General features: G+C 72.8%; 18 protein-coding genes. 3 read left to right on the top strand and 15 right to left on the bottom strand.

The window, feature by feature from the left end; genetic code table 11:
* Positions 1–159: 159 nt before the first annotated feature.
* Complete coding sequence (locus KBX50_RS20855; protein WP_210939028.1) at positions 160–924, bottom strand: crotonase/enoyl-CoA hydratase family protein; 765 nt, start codon at positions 922–924, stop codon at positions 160–162.
* A gap of 86 nt (positions 925–1,010) precedes the next feature.
* On the opposite strand from KBX50_RS20855, the gene KBX50_RS20850 reads away from it, so the two are divergent.
* Positions 1,011–1,862 carry a Rieske (2Fe-2S) protein gene (locus KBX50_RS20850; protein WP_210939027.1) on the top strand — a complete coding sequence of 284 codons (852 nt, stop codon included), beginning with the start codon at positions 1,011–1,013 and terminating at the stop codon, positions 1,860–1,862.
* A 107-nt stretch (positions 1,863–1,969) separates the two neighbouring features.
* Here KBX50_RS20850 and KBX50_RS20845 read toward each other — a convergent pair whose 3' ends face one another.
* The 12 genes from KBX50_RS20845 to KBX50_RS20790 form a co-directional block, all read right to left on the bottom strand.
* Positions 1,970–3,163, bottom strand: a complete 1,194-nt coding sequence (locus KBX50_RS20845) for a LysM peptidoglycan-binding domain-containing protein (RefSeq protein WP_210939026.1) — start codon at positions 3,161–3,163, stop codon at positions 1,970–1,972.
* 14 nt (positions 3,164–3,177) lie between these two features.
* Positions 3,178–3,600 (bottom strand): pilus assembly protein TadG-related protein, encoded by a 423-nt coding sequence (locus KBX50_RS20840; RefSeq protein ID WP_210939024.1) that lies wholly within the window; start codon positions 3,598–3,600, stop codon positions 3,178–3,180.
* Positions 3,597–4,061, bottom strand: coding sequence for a TadE/TadG family type IV pilus assembly protein (locus tag KBX50_RS20835; protein ID WP_210939022.1), 465 nt, complete (start codon positions 4,059–4,061; stop codon positions 3,597–3,599). Before KBX50_RS20835 ends, KBX50_RS20840 begins: the two co-directional genes overlap by 4 nt.
* Complete coding sequence (locus KBX50_RS20830) at positions 4,046–4,489, bottom strand: TadE/TadG family type IV pilus assembly protein (protein ID WP_210939020.1); 444 nt, start codon at positions 4,487–4,489, stop codon at positions 4,046–4,048. The genes KBX50_RS20835 and KBX50_RS20830 overlap by 16 nt, the downstream gene beginning before the upstream one ends.
* A 3-nt stretch (positions 4,490–4,492) precedes the next feature.
* Positions 4,493–4,696, bottom strand: coding sequence for a hypothetical protein (locus KBX50_RS20825; RefSeq protein WP_093403874.1), 204 nt, complete (start codon positions 4,694–4,696; stop codon positions 4,493–4,495).
* A gap of 24 nt (positions 4,697–4,720) precedes the next feature.
* On the bottom strand, positions 4,721–5,584 hold the full coding sequence (locus KBX50_RS20820) for a type II secretion system F family protein (RefSeq protein ID WP_210939018.1): 864 nt from the start codon (positions 5,582–5,584) through the stop codon (positions 4,721–4,723).
* Complete coding sequence (locus tag KBX50_RS20815; protein WP_210939016.1) at positions 5,581–6,483, bottom strand: type II secretion system F family protein; 903 nt, start codon at positions 6,481–6,483, stop codon at positions 5,581–5,583. Before KBX50_RS20815 ends, KBX50_RS20820 begins: the two co-directional genes overlap by 4 nt.
* 4 nt (positions 6,484–6,487) lie before the next feature.
* The gene (locus KBX50_RS20810) at positions 6,488–8,020 is read right to left on the bottom strand and encodes a CpaF family protein (protein WP_210939015.1); all 1,533 of its coding nucleotides are present in this window, start codon (positions 8,018–8,020) and stop codon (positions 6,488–6,490) included.
* Complete coding sequence (locus KBX50_RS20805) at positions 8,010–8,810, bottom strand: ParA family protein (RefSeq protein ID WP_093403879.1); 801 nt, start codon at positions 8,808–8,810, stop codon at positions 8,010–8,012. The genes KBX50_RS20810 and KBX50_RS20805 overlap by 11 nt, the downstream gene beginning before the upstream one ends.
* 2 nt (positions 8,811–8,812) lie before the next feature.
* Entirely contained in the window at positions 8,813–9,475 is a 663-nt protein-coding gene (locus KBX50_RS20800; protein ID WP_210939013.1) for an SAF domain-containing protein, read from the bottom strand.
* A 180-nt stretch (positions 9,476–9,655) separates the two neighbouring features.
* Positions 9,656–10,552: a hypothetical protein gene (locus KBX50_RS20795; protein WP_210939110.1), complete on the bottom strand. Its 897-nt coding sequence runs from the start codon at positions 10,550–10,552 to the stop codon at positions 9,656–9,658.
* 131 nt (positions 10,553–10,683) lie between these two features.
* Positions 10,684–11,253, bottom strand: a complete 570-nt coding sequence (locus KBX50_RS20790) for a hypothetical protein (RefSeq protein WP_210939011.1) — start codon at positions 11,251–11,253, stop codon at positions 10,684–10,686.
* Between the two features lie 585 nt (positions 11,254–11,838).
* On the opposite strand from KBX50_RS20790, the gene KBX50_RS20785 reads away from it, so the two are divergent.
* On the top strand, positions 11,839–12,636 hold the full coding sequence (locus KBX50_RS20785) for an A24 family peptidase (protein ID WP_210939009.1): 798 nt from the start codon (positions 11,839–11,841) through the stop codon (positions 12,634–12,636).
* Positions 12,637–12,693: 57 nt separating this feature from the next.
* Positions 12,694–15,072 (top strand): glycoside hydrolase family 65 protein, encoded by a 2,379-nt coding sequence (locus KBX50_RS20780; RefSeq protein WP_210939006.1) that lies wholly within the window; start codon positions 12,694–12,696, stop codon positions 15,070–15,072.
* An 11-nt stretch (positions 15,073–15,083) separates the two neighbouring features.
* On the opposite strand, the gene KBX50_RS20775 is transcribed toward KBX50_RS20780, so the two are convergent.
* A complete protein-coding gene (locus tag KBX50_RS20775) occupies positions 15,084–15,569 on the bottom strand; it encodes a hypothetical protein (RefSeq protein ID WP_210939004.1) in 486 nt (161 codons plus the stop codon).
* 146 nt (positions 15,570–15,715) lie between these two features.
* A complete protein-coding gene (locus tag KBX50_RS20770; RefSeq protein WP_210939002.1) occupies positions 15,716–16,429 on the bottom strand; it encodes a DUF4386 domain-containing protein in 714 nt (237 codons plus the stop codon).
* Positions 16,430–16,493: the final 64 nt, after the last annotated feature.

The raw sequence follows: 16,493 nt of genomic DNA, 5'->3' as shown, positions 1-16,493 counted from the left end.
CGCCCCTGCGCCGCGCCGCGCCCCTGCGCCGCGCCCCTGCGCCGCGCCGCGCCCCTGCGCCGCGCCGATCATGCAGTTGTGGCAGCTCATATAAGCCATAAAGGGGGCATATCAGGTGCCACAACTGCATGATCGTGGGGGCTGGGGGCTGGGGGGCTCTTACGGGGCAGGGGTGCCGTGGCGGCCGGCGCCGGCGGTGAAGCGGGCGGCGCCTGCTGCCGCGTCGGTGGCGAGGGAGTGCAGGCCGTAGGTCAGTTCGGTGGCCAGGGCGTCGGACTCGGGCTGAGTGGCGGCGGCAAGGACCGATGCGCGGTCGTTGCGCAGGCAGGTCTGTGGGTGGCGGGCAATCTCGGCGGCCAACTGCTCGGCCGCCGCCCGGGATTCGCCCGGGCCGACCACGCGGTTGACCAACCCCATCGCGTACGCCTCCTCGGCCGGCACGGCACGCCCGGTGAGGATCAGGTCCATGGCCCGGCTCTCGCCGATGAGCCGGGGCAGCCGGACCGTCCCGCCGTCGATCAGTGGTACTCCCCAGCGTCGGCAGAAGACGCCCAGCACCGCGTCGGATTCGGCGATCCGCAGATCGCACCAGAGCGCCAGCTCCAGCCCGCCGGCCACGGCGTAACCGGAGATCGCGGCGATGACCGGCTTGCCCAGGACCATCCGCGTCGGACCCATCGGACCGTCGCCGTCCGGCTCGACCCGGTTGCCGCTCGGCGTACCGATCGCCGTCAGGTCGGCACCCGAGCAGAACGTCCCTCCGGCGCCACAGAGCACTGCCACCGCCGCCGTCGGATCCGCGTCGAACGCCCGGAACGCGTCAGCGAGCGCCCGGGCGGTCGGCCCGTCGACCGCGTTGCGGACCGCCGGCCGGTCCAGGATCACCGTGGTCACCGGCCCGTTCCGTGCCACCCGTACCGTCATCCCGTCAGCATGCCCCGCCGTCGCCCGGCTGGCTATTCGTCCCCAGCGACCGGTTTGCGGCAGCGTACGACGGGAAGTCGTTACTCGTGCGAGCGTTGTTGACGAAGATCGAGCAAGCCGCCGGCCTCGACCGGTTCGGTGACCGGTTGCAGCAGACCGTGCAGAGTGTGCTGCGCCCGCAGCGGGTCCGCGACCTGTTGCACGGGGTCTGGCTGGGCCACCCGTTGCACCCGGCGATGGTGCAGTTGCCGGTCGGCGCGTGGATCAGCGCGGCCGTGCTGGACCTGATGCCCGGTCAGCGGAGAGCAGCGACCACCCTGACCGCGGTCGGCACGCTGAGCGCCCTGCCGGCGGCGGTCGCCGGGCTCAACGACTGGGCGGGGCTCTCCCGTGATCAGCGCCGGGTCGGCCTGGTGCACGCCGCGTCGAATTCCGTCGGGCTGACGCTGTACGGCGCCTCGCTGGCCGCACGTCTCTCCGGCCGGCACGGACTCGGGCGCACCCTCGGCTGGCTCGGCCTCAGCGCCGCCGGTGCTGGCGCGTACCTCGGCGGGCACCTGGCCTACAAGCAGGGTGCCCAGGTGAACGTGAGCGTCTCCGATCTGCACCTGATCAGCGAGGGCTGGCATCCGGTCGCGGAGATGACCAGCCTGCCGCAGCGGGAACTCGTCACCCGCAAGGTCGACGACGTATCGGTGATCCTCTACCGGCACGGCGACGACGTGACCGTCATGTTGGAGCGTTGCCCGCACCAGAGCGGCCCGCTCGGCGAGGGCGAGGTACAAGAGATCGATGGGCACGCGTGCGTGGTGTGCCCGTGGCACGGCAGCACCTTCCGCCTCAACGGCGGCGAGGTGGTGCACGGCCCTTCCCCCAACGACCAGCAGGTCCTACCGACCCGGATCGTCGACGGCCGTCTGGAGACCCGACTGCCCTGACCCGGGAGACGACCGACCGGATGTGTGGCAGTGGCGGTGGTCAGTGGTCGGCGTGTCGGCCACCTCGACTGCCACACATCACGGACGTGGGATGCGGCTGCGGGGTGTCAGTCTTTGCGGTGTCGGCCGATGGGCAGCTCGCGGGGAAGGGTGAGGGGCGGTTGGTGGCGGGTGCCGGCGCGGGACATGGCCGGCCGGCGGCGTAGGCCGAGCACCGCACCGATCTGCGCGCCGACGATGCTGGCCACGGCCAGCACGGCGGAGACAGCAAGTGGACGGTTCACCCGGTCGGGCTCGCCGGCCCGGGCCGCACCGACCGTCACCACCGGTGCCTGCTCCTGAGGCGTCTCGGCCGGCTCCGGCTGCCGCCCTTCGGGACTGGCCGGTGCGGTAGTGGCCGATCCAGGTCGCTTGGTCGGGTCACCGGGCAGTTCCACCGCCTCACCGGGCCGTTCCACCGAGTCGCCAGGCTTGGCCGGCGTTGGGCGGTTCTGCTCGGTGCGCTCCGCGCCGGGGGCGGGCCGGGGCTTCGGTGCGACCAGCCGGCCGGTGGCGTGTGACCGGGAACCCTGGTCACGCGCCTCGGCAGGAAGGTTGATGAGCTGGCCGGGGTGGATCTGGTCCGGGTCACGCAGCTTGTTGAGGGCGGCCAACCGGTGGTAGTCGTCGAAGTCGTCGAGGTAGCGGTCGGCGACCCCGCCGAGGTAGTCGCCCTTGGCGACCCGGTACACGGGAGCGTCCGTCGAGGTGCCGGCCCCGTCCGCCCACGCGCCTGCCGCCGACCCGGTCGTCGGGGGTGTGGTCGCCGGTCCGGCTGCCGCCGGGGCCGCCATCGCGGGAGCCGGAGTGAACGCGACGGCGGCTGCGGGTCCTCCGCCGTACGCCGTCGCGCCGTACGCCGTGGTGGCGGCTGTGGCGGCGGGGCTGGCGGCGAGGATCAGCGCGACCGATCCGACAAGCGCGGCGGCGGCCCGCTGCTGCCGGCCCAGGCCGGGCAGCCGGGGAGCGGGCCGGTCGAACGCCTGCGCACCCAACTCCACGAGCACCGACAGCGCGAAGGTTGCCCAGCCGAACCAGCCGGCGATGGCCAGCGCCCGCAGGAAGAGTTGCCCGTCGTCGCGGCTGGTCAGTGTGCTGCCGATCTCCGCGAGCGTGGGTACGTGGTCGGGGAGCGGATTGCCGGCGAAGGCCAGCAGCGCGATCGGCCCGCCGACCAGCAGACCGATCAGCACCACCAGCGCACCGAAACCGGTAAGCACCCGACCGATTCGCCGTACGGCGGTGCCACCCGATGCGGCCATGGCTACCTTCCTTCCTAAGACCCGGTCAGCGCCCGCGCGGTCGCCTCACCGGAGACGGTGACGGTGTTGGAGAAGCCGAACAGGCCGAGCGCCGCCCGGTCGTAGGTGACCTCGACGCGTACCCGGATCAGGGTTTCGCCGTCGACCACCGGGAAGGTCACGGTGTAGTCGCTGGCCCCGGCGGTGGCGAGGTAGCTCCGGACGGCGCGGTGGGCCTCGCGTCGGTTGATCCGCTTGGGTCCGCCCTCGATGGCGGTGGCCCGGTCGATGGCCTGGCCGCCCGCGCGGGCCGCCTCGGCGGCCAGGTTCTCGGCGCGTTGCAGCGTCCGCAGCTGACCCGCTCCGTCGAACGCCATGCCGATGATGGCGAGTACGCCGATCATGGCCACGGCCAGGAAGATGCTCACCCGACCGGCGTCGCCACGCCCGGCCGTCATCCCCGGCTCCGGTAGCGGTCCAGCGGCGAGGTGAACGACGCGGCGATTCGTTGTCCATCCGGCATGGTCAGCGCCGGCAGCTTGATGTCCGAATAGGAGACGGTGCAGGCGATCTCGACCGTGACCGAGGCGTTCTGCCCCAGGTCGCTGCTGAAGGCACGGTTGAAGGAGGTCGACCGTCCGTCGACCGCGCCGCGGAAGGTCACCTGAGGGGCCCCCGAGCAGGACACCCCCCGCCAGTCGAGCTGGCGGCGGGCCGCTTCCCGGGCCTCCCGGCGGGCGGTGGCGGCGTCCCGGGATATCGACGCCGCCCGAGCCGCATCGTGCGCGGCCGCCTCCAGCGCGGCGCTGGCCACCGCGGTCCGCCCGGCGACCCCGCCCAGCACCATCATCGCCACGAAGGCCGGTGCCAGCACCGCCACCTCGATCGAGACGGAACCCCGGCTCATGGCTCGGTCCATCGTTCCACCGTCCCGTGTGCCGTCTGCTGGACGGCGAAGCTGACGCCCGGCACCACCGACAGGGCCTTGCCGCTCACCGTGCAGGTCACGTCGGTGTCCGTGGCGGCGCAGCTGGGACCCGGTTCGTCCCAGTCGACCAGCCAGTCCCCGGCGGCCTGGAGGAACTCGGCCGCACGCTCCTCACCGGCACCCGCCGGGGCGTCGTAGAGCCGTTCCGCGTTGACGCCGCTCTGTGCGGCGTTGAGCGCGGTCGACCGGGCGACGAACACGACGGCGACCTGGATCGAGGCGAACAGCATCACCAGGATCGCCGGCAGGGCCACCGCCAGCTCGACCGGATTGCCGCCCCGCTCACCGTCGCCGGGCAGCAGACGGTGCCGGGTGGCGGCGACCACCCGGCACCAGCCGGCGGTGAGGCGACGGGACATCGATCAGTCGGCCGTCGGGTCCTGGTGGGCCGGGATGTTGTCCATCCAGTCGTTGGCCGCACCGAGGGCGGCGGCGGTCACCGCCATCGCCACGGCCACCAAGCCAAAGATGATCACAGCGGTCGGCACCGGGCTGTCGCCACGGTCGCCGCGCAGCTCGGCCAGCCGCGCCCGTAGCGCGACGTGCAGGTAGGTGATTACGGACATCGGGGCTCCTTCACTCGGGTCGGCCTAGAGACGGGCCAGGAACGGGTAGATGGCGAAGCCGAGCAGGACGAAGACCAGCAGCGCGCCGGGGATGTCGAGCCGGCTGGTCACCCCCTCGGCCCGGGCCAGGTTGTCGGTGCGGATCTGATCGCGTAACGAGTCGGCCCGGCTGCGCAGGGTCTCGTGCACCTGCGCGCCCTCGCTGCCGGAGGAGCGCATGATCGCGCCGACATCGCCCAACTCCGGGATGCCGATCCGGTCGGCGAGATCGCGTAGCTCGTCCCAGGGCGAGTGCATCTGCATCTGGGCTATCCGCAGCGCCTCGGAGATCCGGTCGAAGACCCAGCCCTCGCAGATCGCGGCGGCCCGCTCCAGCGACTGCACCGGACCGTGCGCCGCCGACAACTGCAACGCGACCAGGTCGAGGTAGGTACAGACCGCCTGACGGAACTCGTCCCGCGCGGCGTCGGCCTTGGTCAGCACCGACCGGTGCGCCACCAGCGCGCAGAGCAGCGCCAGGCCGAGGCTGCCCAGGACCGGCACGGCCAGCGGCAGCGACACGCCGACGGTGAAGAGGGTGACGCTGAGCAGCGCCGGAGCGGAGAGTCCGATCAGGGCGGACAACAGCAGGGAGAGAGCGTACTGCTCGGGGGTGCGGTCGAGCAGGGCCAGTTGCCGGTGTGGGGGCCGCAGCCAGCGGGCCATCCCGGTGAGCCAGTCAAGCCGCCGGTCGGCGGGGCCGGTGCGGGCGCTTCCCGGCGGCTGGTGCAGCCGGCGCAGCGCCGGACCGAGTGCGGGGGTCGCCGGCACCAGCTCGCGGACCACCAGGAACACGCCCAGGCCGAGCGTGGCACCGGCCACCACGGCGAGGGTGAGGTGCAGGTTCACGCCACCACCTCGCTCGGGTCGGGTGCCGGCAGGAAACGGGCCGGCCGGGGCGGCTGGCTCATCGAGCGCACCCAGGCCAGCAGCGCCACGAAGGCCGCACCGAGCACTGCCATCACCACCTGCCCGAACGGGGTGTCGTACGGCTGGACGTACTCGCGGTTGAGCAGTCCGTACGCGATGGTGGCCAGCGTCATCCCGGTGAGGAACCGGACCGCGAACCGGGGCTGGGTGCGCTTAGCCTCGATCTCCCGGCGGGTCGCGACCTCCGCGGCGGCGGCCGAGGCGATCGAGCCGAGCACGTCGCCGAGGCGCTCACCCCGGTCGGTGAGGTGCAGGATCAGCGCGGCGACCACCTGGTCACAGACCGGGTCGCCGATCTCGTCGGCGAAGGCCAGCAGGGCGGAACGGGCCAGCCAACCGGCCTGGAGCCGGGCGGCGAGCAGGCGCACCTCCTCCTGGATCTCCTCCGGCGCGGTGGTGACCGTGCCGATGATCGCCTGCTGGAGCCCCTGCCCGGTGGCGGAGACATCCTTGAGCCGGCGGGTCCACTCACCGACCGCTTCGATCCGGGCGATGGCCCGCTGCTCGGCCCGGCCGACCGAGAACAGCCACGGGGCGCCCGGCACCGCCACCGCGACCAGCAGGCCCACCACGGGCAGACCGGTCAGCAGGAAGGCCAGCGCACCGGCGACCACCGCGCCGATCAGCAACGCCTGGTACGCCCGCTGCTCGCGGGCCGTGGCACCGGAGCCGCGCCAGAGCCGCCCGAGCCCCGGGCCCGCTCCGGGTGCCCGCCCGGGCGGACGGCGGGTGCCGACGAGCGCGACGACCGCCAGCACCAGGCCGGCCACGCAGGCCGCGCCCGAGACCAGAGCGATCAGCTCGATGTTCGTACGCACCGGCTCACCGCCGACCGAGTCGGGTCTGCCGGGGTCGACGCCAGGCGCCCTGGCCGGCCTCGATCCAGCGGCTCAGCAACCGGGCGTCGTAGCCCACCCGCAGCAACTGGTCCCGGACCCGTTCCGGCAGGTGCCGGGGAACCGCCCGGCCGTCGGGGCCGGGGCCGAAGACCTGCGTGGTGGTGATCCGGCTGCTCTCACCGACGCCCAGCACCTCCTCGACGTGCGAGACGAAGCGGTGCTTCCGCCCGCCGATGCCGGTCTCGTCGTCGACGGTGACGTAGACGATCAGGTCGAGCGCGTTGCCGGCCATCCGGCGGGCCTGGTCGACGGTCATCTCGCGGCCGTGGGCGAGCGCCAACTCGATGATCCGCTCGCTCACCCCGGCCGGGGTACGCGCATGGATCGTGCACATCGATCCCCGGCTGGTGGTCATCGCCTGGAGCATCGGCACGATCTCCCGGGACCGCACCTCACCGACGATGATCCGCAGTACGCCCATCCGCAGCGAGACCGGGATCAGGTCGGCGATGCTCACCTCGCCGGCCGGTCGACCGTCCGGCCCGCGTTCGCCGTGTCCCTCCCGGGCCTCGAAGCTCATCACCGCCCGGTGGCGATCGCCGCGGCGGGCCGGCAGCAGCTCCCGACTCTCCTCCAGCAGCACGTACGGCTCGTCCGGCGGGATCTCGCTCATCATCGCCCGGATCACGGTGGTCTTGCCGGCGCCGGCCAGCCCGGCGACCATGATGTTCAACCCGGCCCGCATCGACGCCCGGAGGAAGTCGCGCAGCAGCGGGTCGATCATCTCGTCCAGGTCGCCCCGGCCACCGGCCAGGTCGTCCAGGGTCACGTCGAGGGTGTTGTGCTTGCGGATCACCGCGTACGGGCGGTGGCTGACCAGGAACACCGCGGCCAGTCGGCTGCCGTCCGGCAGTTGCAGGTCCAGGGTGGGCTTCGAGGTGGACAGCGAGCGTTCCGTCGCGCCGGCCCGGCGGGCCGCCGCCTGAAGGATCTCCACCAACTCGTCGTCGCTGTCCGCGATCGGGTCGGCCCAGTCGACCCCGCCACCGTGCCGGGTGATCCGCACCTGGTCGCAGCCGAGGATGTGCACCTCCTCGATGGTGTCGTCGACAAGCAGGGTCTGGAGTCGACCGAGGCCGGCCAGTTCGGCGGTCACCTGGTCGAGCAGCAGCCGTTCCTCACCCGCGGCCATCGGCGTGCCGGCGCGGCGCACCGCGTCGGCGTACTCGGCGACCAGCTCGACCGCGAGCCGGGCGCGCTCGGTGTCCTCCTCGGCGACGCTGAACTCGCGGCCACGCTGCCATCGGGTGAGCCGCTCGCTGAGCTGCCGGCGCAGCTCGCGCACCACCTGGAAATCCACCCGTGGCCGGGGCGGTGGCGCCGTTGGCGGTGCCGTGACAGGTGCCGAGGCGTTCGGTGGTTGGTGCCAACCGTTTACCGGGGGCAGCGGCGGGGCGGTGGAGGTGGCGCCCGGCGGTTGCCGACGCGGGTCGGACGAGACCGGTTCAAATCGCATCCGGCACCCCCTGGGAGACCGGCCACGCGAGCCGGGCCCGCCGCCGTTCCAGCAGCGCGCCGATCGGCACCTCCAACTCGCGGGCCGCCCGCAGCAACGGTCGGGTGGCCCGCACGGTCCCACCCAGACTCAACACCTCTGCGGTACGCGGATCGTGCGGCAGCCGGGCGATCACCGGAAGCTGAAGGGCCTTGCTGACCTCGCTTCTGCCGTGGCCGCCGCCGATCAGCAGCAGGCGCAGGGTGCCCGACGGCACCCGATGCTCGGCGAAGTCCCGCTCGATGGCCTGGAGCATGGCCCGGGTACCGGACAGGTCGGGCAGCTGCGCCCGGGACACCACCAGCACCACCGAAGCGGCGCGCAGCAGCGGCCAGGGCGGACCGAGGACGTGCAACCGGCCGCAGTCGACAAGCACGTCGTACGGTGGGTCGCCGCGCTCCAACCCGGTGAAGAAGTCCGCGAACCGCTGCCAGAGCGGCGTGACGCTGCCGGCCTGGGCCGGGTCGACCACGCCCGGCAGCAGGAGCCGTTCCCGGCGCGGCGCGTCCAGGTCGACCAGCTGCGACCAGAATGCGCTCTCCAGGCTGCCGTCCCGCAGCTCGCCGACGGCCAGCTCGCCGATGCCGCGCGGCCCGTCGAGCGCGCCACCGAGATAGCCGGCGAGGACCGAGCCGCCGGCCGGGTCACATTCGGCGAGGATCAGCCGCCGGTGCCAGCTCAACGCACAGGCCAGCGCGGTGGTGGTGACCCCCGGCGAACCCTTGGCCGAGACCAGCGCGATGATCGCCATACTCAGGCCGCCTTGGTCAGCACGACCGCGATCCGATCCTGGGCGGCCAGTGCCACCACGGCCGGTACGTCCCGGACAGCGAGCGCCAGGTATACGACGACCTCGTCCCGCCCGTCGGTGGAGACGGCGTCGGTGACGGTCGCGGTGAACCGGGTGGCACCGGACGACGAACCTCCGCCGCTGTCGTTGCTCGGCGTGCTGACCAGCAGTATCTGGTCACCGGGGCGCAGCTTCGGCGCCGGTACCTGGGCCGCGCGCAGCCCGAGAGCGAGCTGCTGCTGCCCGGGGCCGAGCAGTGGATCGTCGGTGAGCTGGGCCATCGTCAGCAGGGAACCCGGGGCCAGCGAGACGGCGGCGCGCATCCCGATCACGTCGGCGAGCCGAGAGGCGGGCACCGGTTCGAGTCCCTGCCCGCCGGCCACCTGCACCGAAACCAGGTCGTCGGCGCGGAGCACGCTGCCCACCTCGACCGCCCGGGCCACCGCCAGGTAGCTGCCGGTCGCCCGGACCGAGGTCACCGCGAACGCCGAACCCAACCCGCCGAGGGCGATCAGCAGGACGGCGAGGCCGAGCAGCCCGGGCCGTACCCGGCGTTGGCGGACCACCCGGGGAGGGGCGACCGGCGCGTCCACCGGAGTGCTTCCGTTGCGGGTCGCCACGCTCATCGGGTCACACCTTTCGTTCGCGACTGCGGGGCTCGCAGGACCGGCTCACTCCTCGCGCTCACGGACCTCACCTTTCGTTCGCGACTGCGGGGCTCGCAGGACCGGCTCACTCCTCGCGCTCACGGACCTCACCTTTCGTTCGCGACTGCGGGGCTCGCAGGACCGGCTCACTCCTCGCGCTCACCGGGTCACCACCTGAAGCTCGTTGATCTGGATGCCGACCGGGCCGGTGGTGCGGGTGACACCGCCGATGCTTCCGCTGTCGCCGCCACTGCTGGTCCACGTCACCGACCAGTACGTGGTCGCCCGGACCGTGTACGTGCCGGCCTCCGGGTAGCCGCTGTGGTAGCCGCAGTCGGGGGAGGGCTGTCCGGCGTAGGAACCTCGGCGGTCGTACGGGGTACCGGGGCCGGTGCAGGTGACCTCGTCGCCGTTGCCCATGTCCCAGACCACCCGGTCGACCTCGGCCTGAATCGTCACGGTCAGGCCACGGTCCGTGGCTTCGGCGCTCAACGGGCCGAACTGGTTGGCACCCCGTTCGGCCCACATCCAGACCGGCAATCCCACCAGCCCGGGGCCCACGGACTTGCGGGGCGCGACCGCCGCCCGGGGCGCGAGCAGGGTGATCGAGGCGAACGCCCGACGGGCCAGTTCCTCCGGGTCCGGCGGAGCGCCGAAGCCCTGCGGCGGCGCGTCCAGCAGCACTGTCCGCTGGTCACCGACGGCCCCGCCGTAGCAGGTGCGCACGTACCACTGCTGGCCCTCGGGCGCCTCCGGCTGCGGCTCGGCCAGCTTGTAGTAGCAGCCGTCGCCGCTGTTGAACCAGCCGAGCACGTCGTCGTAGCAGGGAATGGTGCGGCCCTCCCATTGGCAGACGCCGCCTCCGCCTCCGCCGCCGTTGTCGCCGCCGCTGCCGTTGTCCCCACCGTTGCCGCCGCCACCGGGGGTACCCGGGTCGTCGTCCCAGACGTTGCAGTTCGGTTGGGCCGGCGGGCATTCGGCACCGGGGTCGGCGGCGGTCGCCGGAACCGCGCCGCCAGTCGCCAGCAGCACCGCCAACGCGCCGCCGAGCAGCACCCGCCGGAGCGTGACGGTAGGGGCGGCGTCCGGTCGGCGCCGATGGCCGGCGCGGTCGGGCCGCGACGGTCGGCTGGACGGCGACGGCCGGCCGGCCCGCCGCTCGTGGCCGCTACTGGCGCTGTGCCCGGTCAGCACGGCTGGTCCTGGTGGGCCGCGCCGGTGCTGATCCGCCAGCGGCCGTCGGGATAACGGGTCGCGGTGGCGGTCGCCAGGTGGCGGGAGCCTCGGGTGCCTGGTACGACCTTGTCGTCGGCGACGTAGATCAGCCGGTAGTTGCTGGCATCGACGCAGTCCTGGATCTCCACTGTGGGGGGTGTGGCGTCCAGGTCCATCGAGATGACGGTGGGCCCTTCGGAGCGCAGCGTGCCGGCGCTCACCGCGCCGTTCTGGCGGGCCTGCCGCAGGCTGAACCGGACCCTGGTCAGCAGCGGGTCAGCGAGGAACCGGGTCAGCGCCGGCTCCTGTGGGTCGCTGCGCCGGCTCGCCGTGCGGGACGCCGTGAGGTAGCCGGAGTAGGCCGCCAGCGCCGCCTTCTCCGCAGCAGCCTCCTCGGCGGCCCGCGCGGCGCCGGCTGGTCTGTTCCGGTCGGGTGTCGCGGTGGTGGACGCCTCCTGGGTGCTGCCGCAGGCGGTGCTCGTGCCGACCGTGGCCACCGCGACCAGGCCGGCCGTCCAGCGGCTCAGCTGCCGTGCTCGCACCTCGTGCCCTCCTCGGTGCCGACCGGCGAACGTCGAAGCCAGCGTCGCCGGGCGTGCGGCGGCGCGATCGGGCGGATCTCTCCGGCCCCTGTTTCGCGCCCAGCCGCATTTGCTCTTGTGGATCTCCTGTTAATGCACTGGCCTGGCTGCTCGTCGGTAACGGACGTGGGTTGCGTCACATCCAAGGGGCGAGCATAGGCTGACGCTGGCCGATGCAACAGAGGCAATTCATTCGAACACGCTGAGTTATGAGTGGTGGTGGTGCCGCATGGTTACCGGTAGGTTGCCGGCATTGATCGACCCGGGGTGCGGCTTGGGCGGGTACGGGCGGCGGGGCGGGCGATCCCACCACCGAGCGGGCGGCCCGCCGGCTGGTCGCAATGGGGCGGGAAATGGCAATCGGTCCGATCCGTCCCCGGCAGAAACGGTGCCAATTGACCGTCAATTGCGATCTATGGGAATTCCATCTGCCCGTTCCGGGCAGCTGATCCGACGGCGGCGCGACGGCCCGGTGGGCGGCGTCGGACCTTCGGACCGCCACCCGAACCGACCGGACACACTACCCTCCGTGAAGGGGTGGTGGAGATGACCCGGCACCCTGCCCCGCCGGTGCCCCGGGTGACCGCGCCGGATGAAGCATCACCCGGGCCCACCGCCCGGTCCTGGCCGCGCGCCTCGGCTCTGCTGACGATCACCCCACTGCTCCGGTACGCCGTCGCCCGGCACGCCGTACCCCCGGGAACCGCCCGCCGGACCGGCTGCGACGCCTGCGGCGCGCCGATCGGCCCACACCGTCCCTGGCCCGCGCTGGGCCCGACCGCCCGCTGCGGCGGCTGCGGGGCCCGGGTCGGTGCCCCGCCGGCCACCGTCGAGCTGACCGCCCTGGCAGCGGTGGCCGCGCTGCTGCTGACCCGCCCACCCGCCGTCGAGTTGGCCGCCGCCGGGTGGTGGTTGGCCTTCGCGGTGCCGTTGCTCTTCATCGACGTCGCGGTGCACCGGCTGCCCGACCGACTGACCTGGCCGGCCGCCGTCGGCACCTGGCTGCTGCTCGGGCTGGCCGCGCTGACCGGGGCCGGTGCGGCACCATGGCTGCGCGCCGTCGCCGCCGGGCTCGGGCTGGCCCTCTTCTTCGCCGCCACCACCCTGTTGCTCGGTACGCGAGGCTTCGGCATCGGCGACGCCAAGCTCGCGCTGAGCGCGGGTGCCCTCCTGGGCTGGTACGGCTGGAGTGTGCCGGTGCTCGGGCTGCTGCTCGCGCTGACCCTGTCCGGGCTGGTCGCCCTGGGCCTGCTGGTGAGCCGGCGGGCCCGCTGGTCGAGTCACCTGCCGTTCGGGCCGTACCTGGTGCTCGGCACGCTAGGCGCGTTGCTGCTGGTGTGGTGAACCGGCCGGTGGGGAACTGTCAGCCCGCAGGGACCGTCGGAGAGTCCTGGAGGCACTGTGCACCCCACCCCTGACCAGCAGCCGGACGAGCCGCAGCCGGACGAGCGGTGGCGGATCCGGCGGACCCGGGACGACCTGGACCGGCTCGGCGAGACCGAGTCGGTCTTCGCGTTGAGCAACGGATGGCTGGGCTGGCGCGGCACCCTCGACGAGGGCCTGCCGGTCGACATGCCGGGCAGCTACCTCAACGGGCTGCACGAACGACGTGAGCTGAATTACCCCGAGAACGGCTACGCCTTCCCGCAGCTCAGCGACACCGTGATCAGCCCGCCGAACGCCACGCTGGTGCGGCTCTGGGTCGGTGACGAGCCGCTGGACCTGCGCACCGGCACGGTGCTCGCCCACGAGCAGGTGCTCGACCTGCGGGCCGGGGTGATCGAACGGCTCACCGAATGGATCTCGCCGGCCGGCTACGGGGTGCGGGTACGCAGCACCCGGCTGGTGTCGCTGCCCCGTCGCCGGGTCGCCGCCGTCGACTGGAGGGTGGAACCCCTGGACGGGCCGGTCGACCTGCGGATCTGCGCGGACCTGCTGGCCAACGAGCATGTCCCCGAGCGGGCCGACGACCCCCGGGCCGCCTCGCTGATCCAGGACCCGCTGACCGCCGAACTGCACCGCGTCGACGGTGCCGACGCGCTGTTGGTGCACCGGACCGAGCGCAGCGAGCAGCGGGTCGCCGTCGCGGTCGCGCACCGGTTGGCGGCACCGGCACACGTCACCACCGACGCCGACGCCACCCCGGATCGGATCCGGTTGACCCTCGCCGGCCCGCTGCGAGCCGGCGAACGGGTGCGGCTGACCAAGTACGCGGCGTACGAGTGGGGGCCCGTTGCCGACTCGTCCGTCGACGAACTGGGGGCGCAGGTGACGGCCGAGGCGGACGCGGCGCGTACGGTCGGCTTCGACGACCTGCTCGCCGAGCAGCGGACCGCCCTGGACGACGCCTGGCGTACCGCCGACGTGCTGCTCGACGGCGACGACGAGTTGCAGCTGGCGATCCGGTTCGCCATGTTCCACCTGATCCAGGCGGGCCGCTCGGACGGCGACCGGACCATCCCCGCCAAGGGGCTGACCGGCAACGGTTACGACGGGCACGTGCTCTGGGACACCGAGGGTTACGTGCTGCCGGTGCTTACCTACATCGCGCCGGCCGTGGCCCGGTCGGCGCTGCGCTGGCGGCACGCGCACCTGCCGCAGGCGTTCGACCGCGCGGCGGAACTGCGGCTCACCGGAGCCACCTTCCCCTGGCGGACCATCGGCGGCCGGGAGTGCTCCGGCTACTGGCCGGCCGGCACCGCCGGGCTGCACGTCAACGCCGACATCGCCGACGCGGTCCTGCGCTACGTCGCGGCCACCGGCGACGAGGACTTCCTGACCGGCCCCGGGCTGGACCTGCTGGTGGCCACCGCCCGGTTGTGGCACGGTTTCGGGCACTTCACCGACGACGGCAGCTTCCACATCGTCGGTGTCACCGGCCCGGACGAGTACGCCGCCCTTGTCGACGACAACCTGTTCACCAACCTGATGGCGCGGCGGAACCTGCGCGGCGCGGCCGACGCCGTCGAGCGGCATCCGGAGGCGGCCGGCCGGCTGGGCGTGGACCCGGCCGAGGTGGCGGGTTGGCGGGCCGCCGCCGAGGCGATGACCATGCCGTACGACCCCAAGCGGGGAGTGCACCAGCAGGCGGCCGGGTTCACCGACCGGCCGGAGTGGAACTTCGCCGACACCGGCGACGACGACTATCCGCTGCTGCTGCACTTTCCCTACCTGGAGCTGTACCGGCACCAGGTGGTCAAGCAGGCCGATCTGGTGCTGGCGATGCTGCGCTGCCCGGGCGAGTTCACCGCCGAGGAGAAGGCCGCCAATTTCGCCTACTACGAGGCGCGGACGGTGCGGGACTCGTCGCTGTCCGCCGCGCCGCAGGGGGTGCTCGCCGCCGAGCTGGGCCACCTCGATTTGGCGTACGACCTGTTCGCCGAGTCGGTGCTCCAGGACCTGGAGGATCTCGGCGACAAGACGGGCGACGGGCTGCACCTGGCCTCGCTGGGCGGGGCCTGGCTGGCGCTGGTGCAGGGCTTCGGTGGCCTGCGCGACGACCGGGAACTGTTGTCGTTCGACCCGCGGCTGCCCGACCGGATCGACCGCCTCGCGTTCAGCCTGCTCTGGCACGGCCAGCGGCTGCACGTCACGCTGACCGCCGACGAGGCCCGCTACGAGCTGCCGGACGCCGACGCTGACGTGGCGATCGAGCTGTGGCATCACGGTGAGCGGCTGCGGGTGGCCGCCGACCATCCGACCACCCGACCCATGCCCCCACTACCCGATCTCGGCCCCGAACCACCCTCGCCACCCGGCCGTCGCCCGGCCCGCCGCTGACCGCATGGGTGTCAGTGGACCGGCTCACCCTGGTCACCGTGGACCGGGCCGCCGGACATCCGCTGCCGCACGGCCGCCAGATCCTCGAAGGCGTACGCCCAGTTGTGGCACTTGAAGCTGCGCAGTCCCTCGATCGGTGACCGACAGTCGGCGCAGCGTACGCCGGGGATGGCGGCGGGCAGACCGGTGTTGACGTAGCGGCGGTCGCCGAGGATCACCGTCGCGATCATCATCGGGTCGTGCACGCCCTTCAGGGCCGAGGCGACGATGTCGTACCAGGTGATCCGACGACCGCACTTCGGGCAGTCCGGCTGGTCGCCGCTGACCCAGAGGGGCGCGCCGATGGTCCGGGGCGGCATGTTGAGCAGCTTCTCGATCCGCCGTACGTCGGACTCCGGGGTGGTCCAGCGGTGCCGGCCGGGCAGTGCGGCGGGCGAGTCGTAGACGGCTTGGAACAGGGCGGGGTCGACCTCGACGGTCTCGCGTTCGCTGGTCATCGGCGTCCTCCGGACTTCTCGGCGCCCCCACCGTGGTCACCGGCGGGTGGCGGGCACAACCGGATCAACGACACGGCGGGACGGCCGGCCCCGGTTGGGGCGTACCCGGGTGGGAGCACGACCCCGAACCGGGCCGGCCGAGGCGGTCAGGCTGGTGAGGCGGCGAGCGGCGTGGTCGGCGTCGTTCGCGGCGTCTCGGTGAGTGCCCGCTTCCGGACGCCGAAGACGACCAGGTAGCCGAGAATCCAGAGTTCGCCGACGGTCGCGGGGACCACCAGCAGGTCGCCGACGATCCCGGCGCCGGGGGCGAGGTACCCGACGAACGTCATCAGCACGTAGCCCACACCACCGGCGACGAGGATCCAGCCGAGGGCCCGGGGCAGCCAACCCGAACGCAGCACGCACCAGCCCATCGGCATCAGCCAGAGGCCGAAGAAGAGCCCGCCCACCGCCCACAGGTTCTCGCTCACGAGGTACAGCAACTGGACCGTGTCGGCGGCCCCGCCGGCCTCGCCGGTGGCCACCGTGACCGCGGTCCCGAGCATGGCGGCGCTGCCGAGGATGGCGACGGCGTTGACGAGGCCGAAGGCGGCGATGCTGCCGGCGGCGGTGCTGTTGACGGCACGGAACAGCCGGTAGAACCAGACGGCGGCCAGCGTCTGGGTGAGGACGACGAGCAGTTCGAATGCCACTCCGAGGCGCGCCAGTGACTCGTTGGCGACCAGGTTGGCGAGGGTCGCGTCGGCGTCACCGGACTCGAAGATCATGGGTCGGATGGTGAGGAAGCCCAGTGCGCCGGCGATGCCGAGCCCAAGGTAGAAAAGCCCGGTCGTCCGGGCGGTGCGGATCAGTGGATGCATGGTGGCCCCTTCGGTTGCGGCAGCTGCGACGCGGCATCAGCCTTACGTCGTAAGGCAACCATAC

The organism is Micromonospora sp. C51 (assembly GCF_018070435.1).
GTDB classification, from domain to species: domain Bacteria; phylum Actinomycetota; class Actinomycetes; order Mycobacteriales; family Micromonosporaceae; genus Micromonospora; species Micromonospora sediminimaris.
Note: the sequence above shows the minus strand (reverse complement) of the source record. Positions and strands in the feature narration are given on the sequence as shown.

Coding starts and splice junctions, on each gene's coding strand:
- KBX50_RS20855 (WP_210939028.1), bottom strand. CDS start 924: ATGACGGTACGGGTGGCACGGAACGGGCCGGTGACCACGGTGATCCTG.
- KBX50_RS20845 (WP_210939026.1), bottom strand. CDS start 3,163: ATGGCCGCATCGGGTGGCACCGCCGTACGGCGAATCGGTCGGGTGCTT.
- KBX50_RS20840 (WP_210939024.1), bottom strand. CDS start 3,600: ATGACGGCCGGGCGTGGCGACGCCGGTCGGGTGAGCATCTTCCTGGCC.
- KBX50_RS20835 (WP_210939022.1), bottom strand. CDS start 4,061: ATGGACCGAGCCATGAGCCGGGGTTCCGTCTCGATCGAGGTGGCGGTG.
- KBX50_RS20830 (WP_210939020.1), bottom strand. CDS start 4,489: ATGTCCCGTCGCCTCACCGCCGGCTGGTGCCGGGTGGTCGCCGCCACC.
- KBX50_RS20825 (WP_093403874.1), bottom strand. CDS start 4,696: ATGTCCGTAATCACCTACCTGCACGTCGCGCTACGGGCGCGGCTGGCC.
- KBX50_RS20810 (WP_210939015.1), bottom strand. CDS start 8,020: ATGCGATTTGAACCGGTCTCGTCCGACCCGCGTCGGCAACCGCCGGGC.
- KBX50_RS20805 (WP_093403879.1), bottom strand. CDS start 8,810: ATGGCGATCATCGCGCTGGTCTCGGCCAAGGGTTCGCCGGGGGTCACC.
- KBX50_RS20800 (WP_210939013.1), bottom strand. CDS start 9,475: ATGAGCGTGGCGACCCGCAACGGAAGCACTCCGGTGGACGCGCCGGTC.
- KBX50_RS20785 (WP_210939009.1), top strand. CDS start 11,839: ATGACCCGGCACCCTGCCCCGCCGGTGCCCCGGGTGACCGCGCCGGAT.
- KBX50_RS20775 (WP_210939004.1), bottom strand. CDS start 15,569: ATGACCAGCGAACGCGAGACCGTCGAGGTCGACCCCGCCCTGTTCCAA.
- KBX50_RS20770 (WP_210939002.1), bottom strand. CDS start 16,429: ATGCATCCACTGATCCGCACCGCCCGGACGACCGGGCTTTTCTACCTT.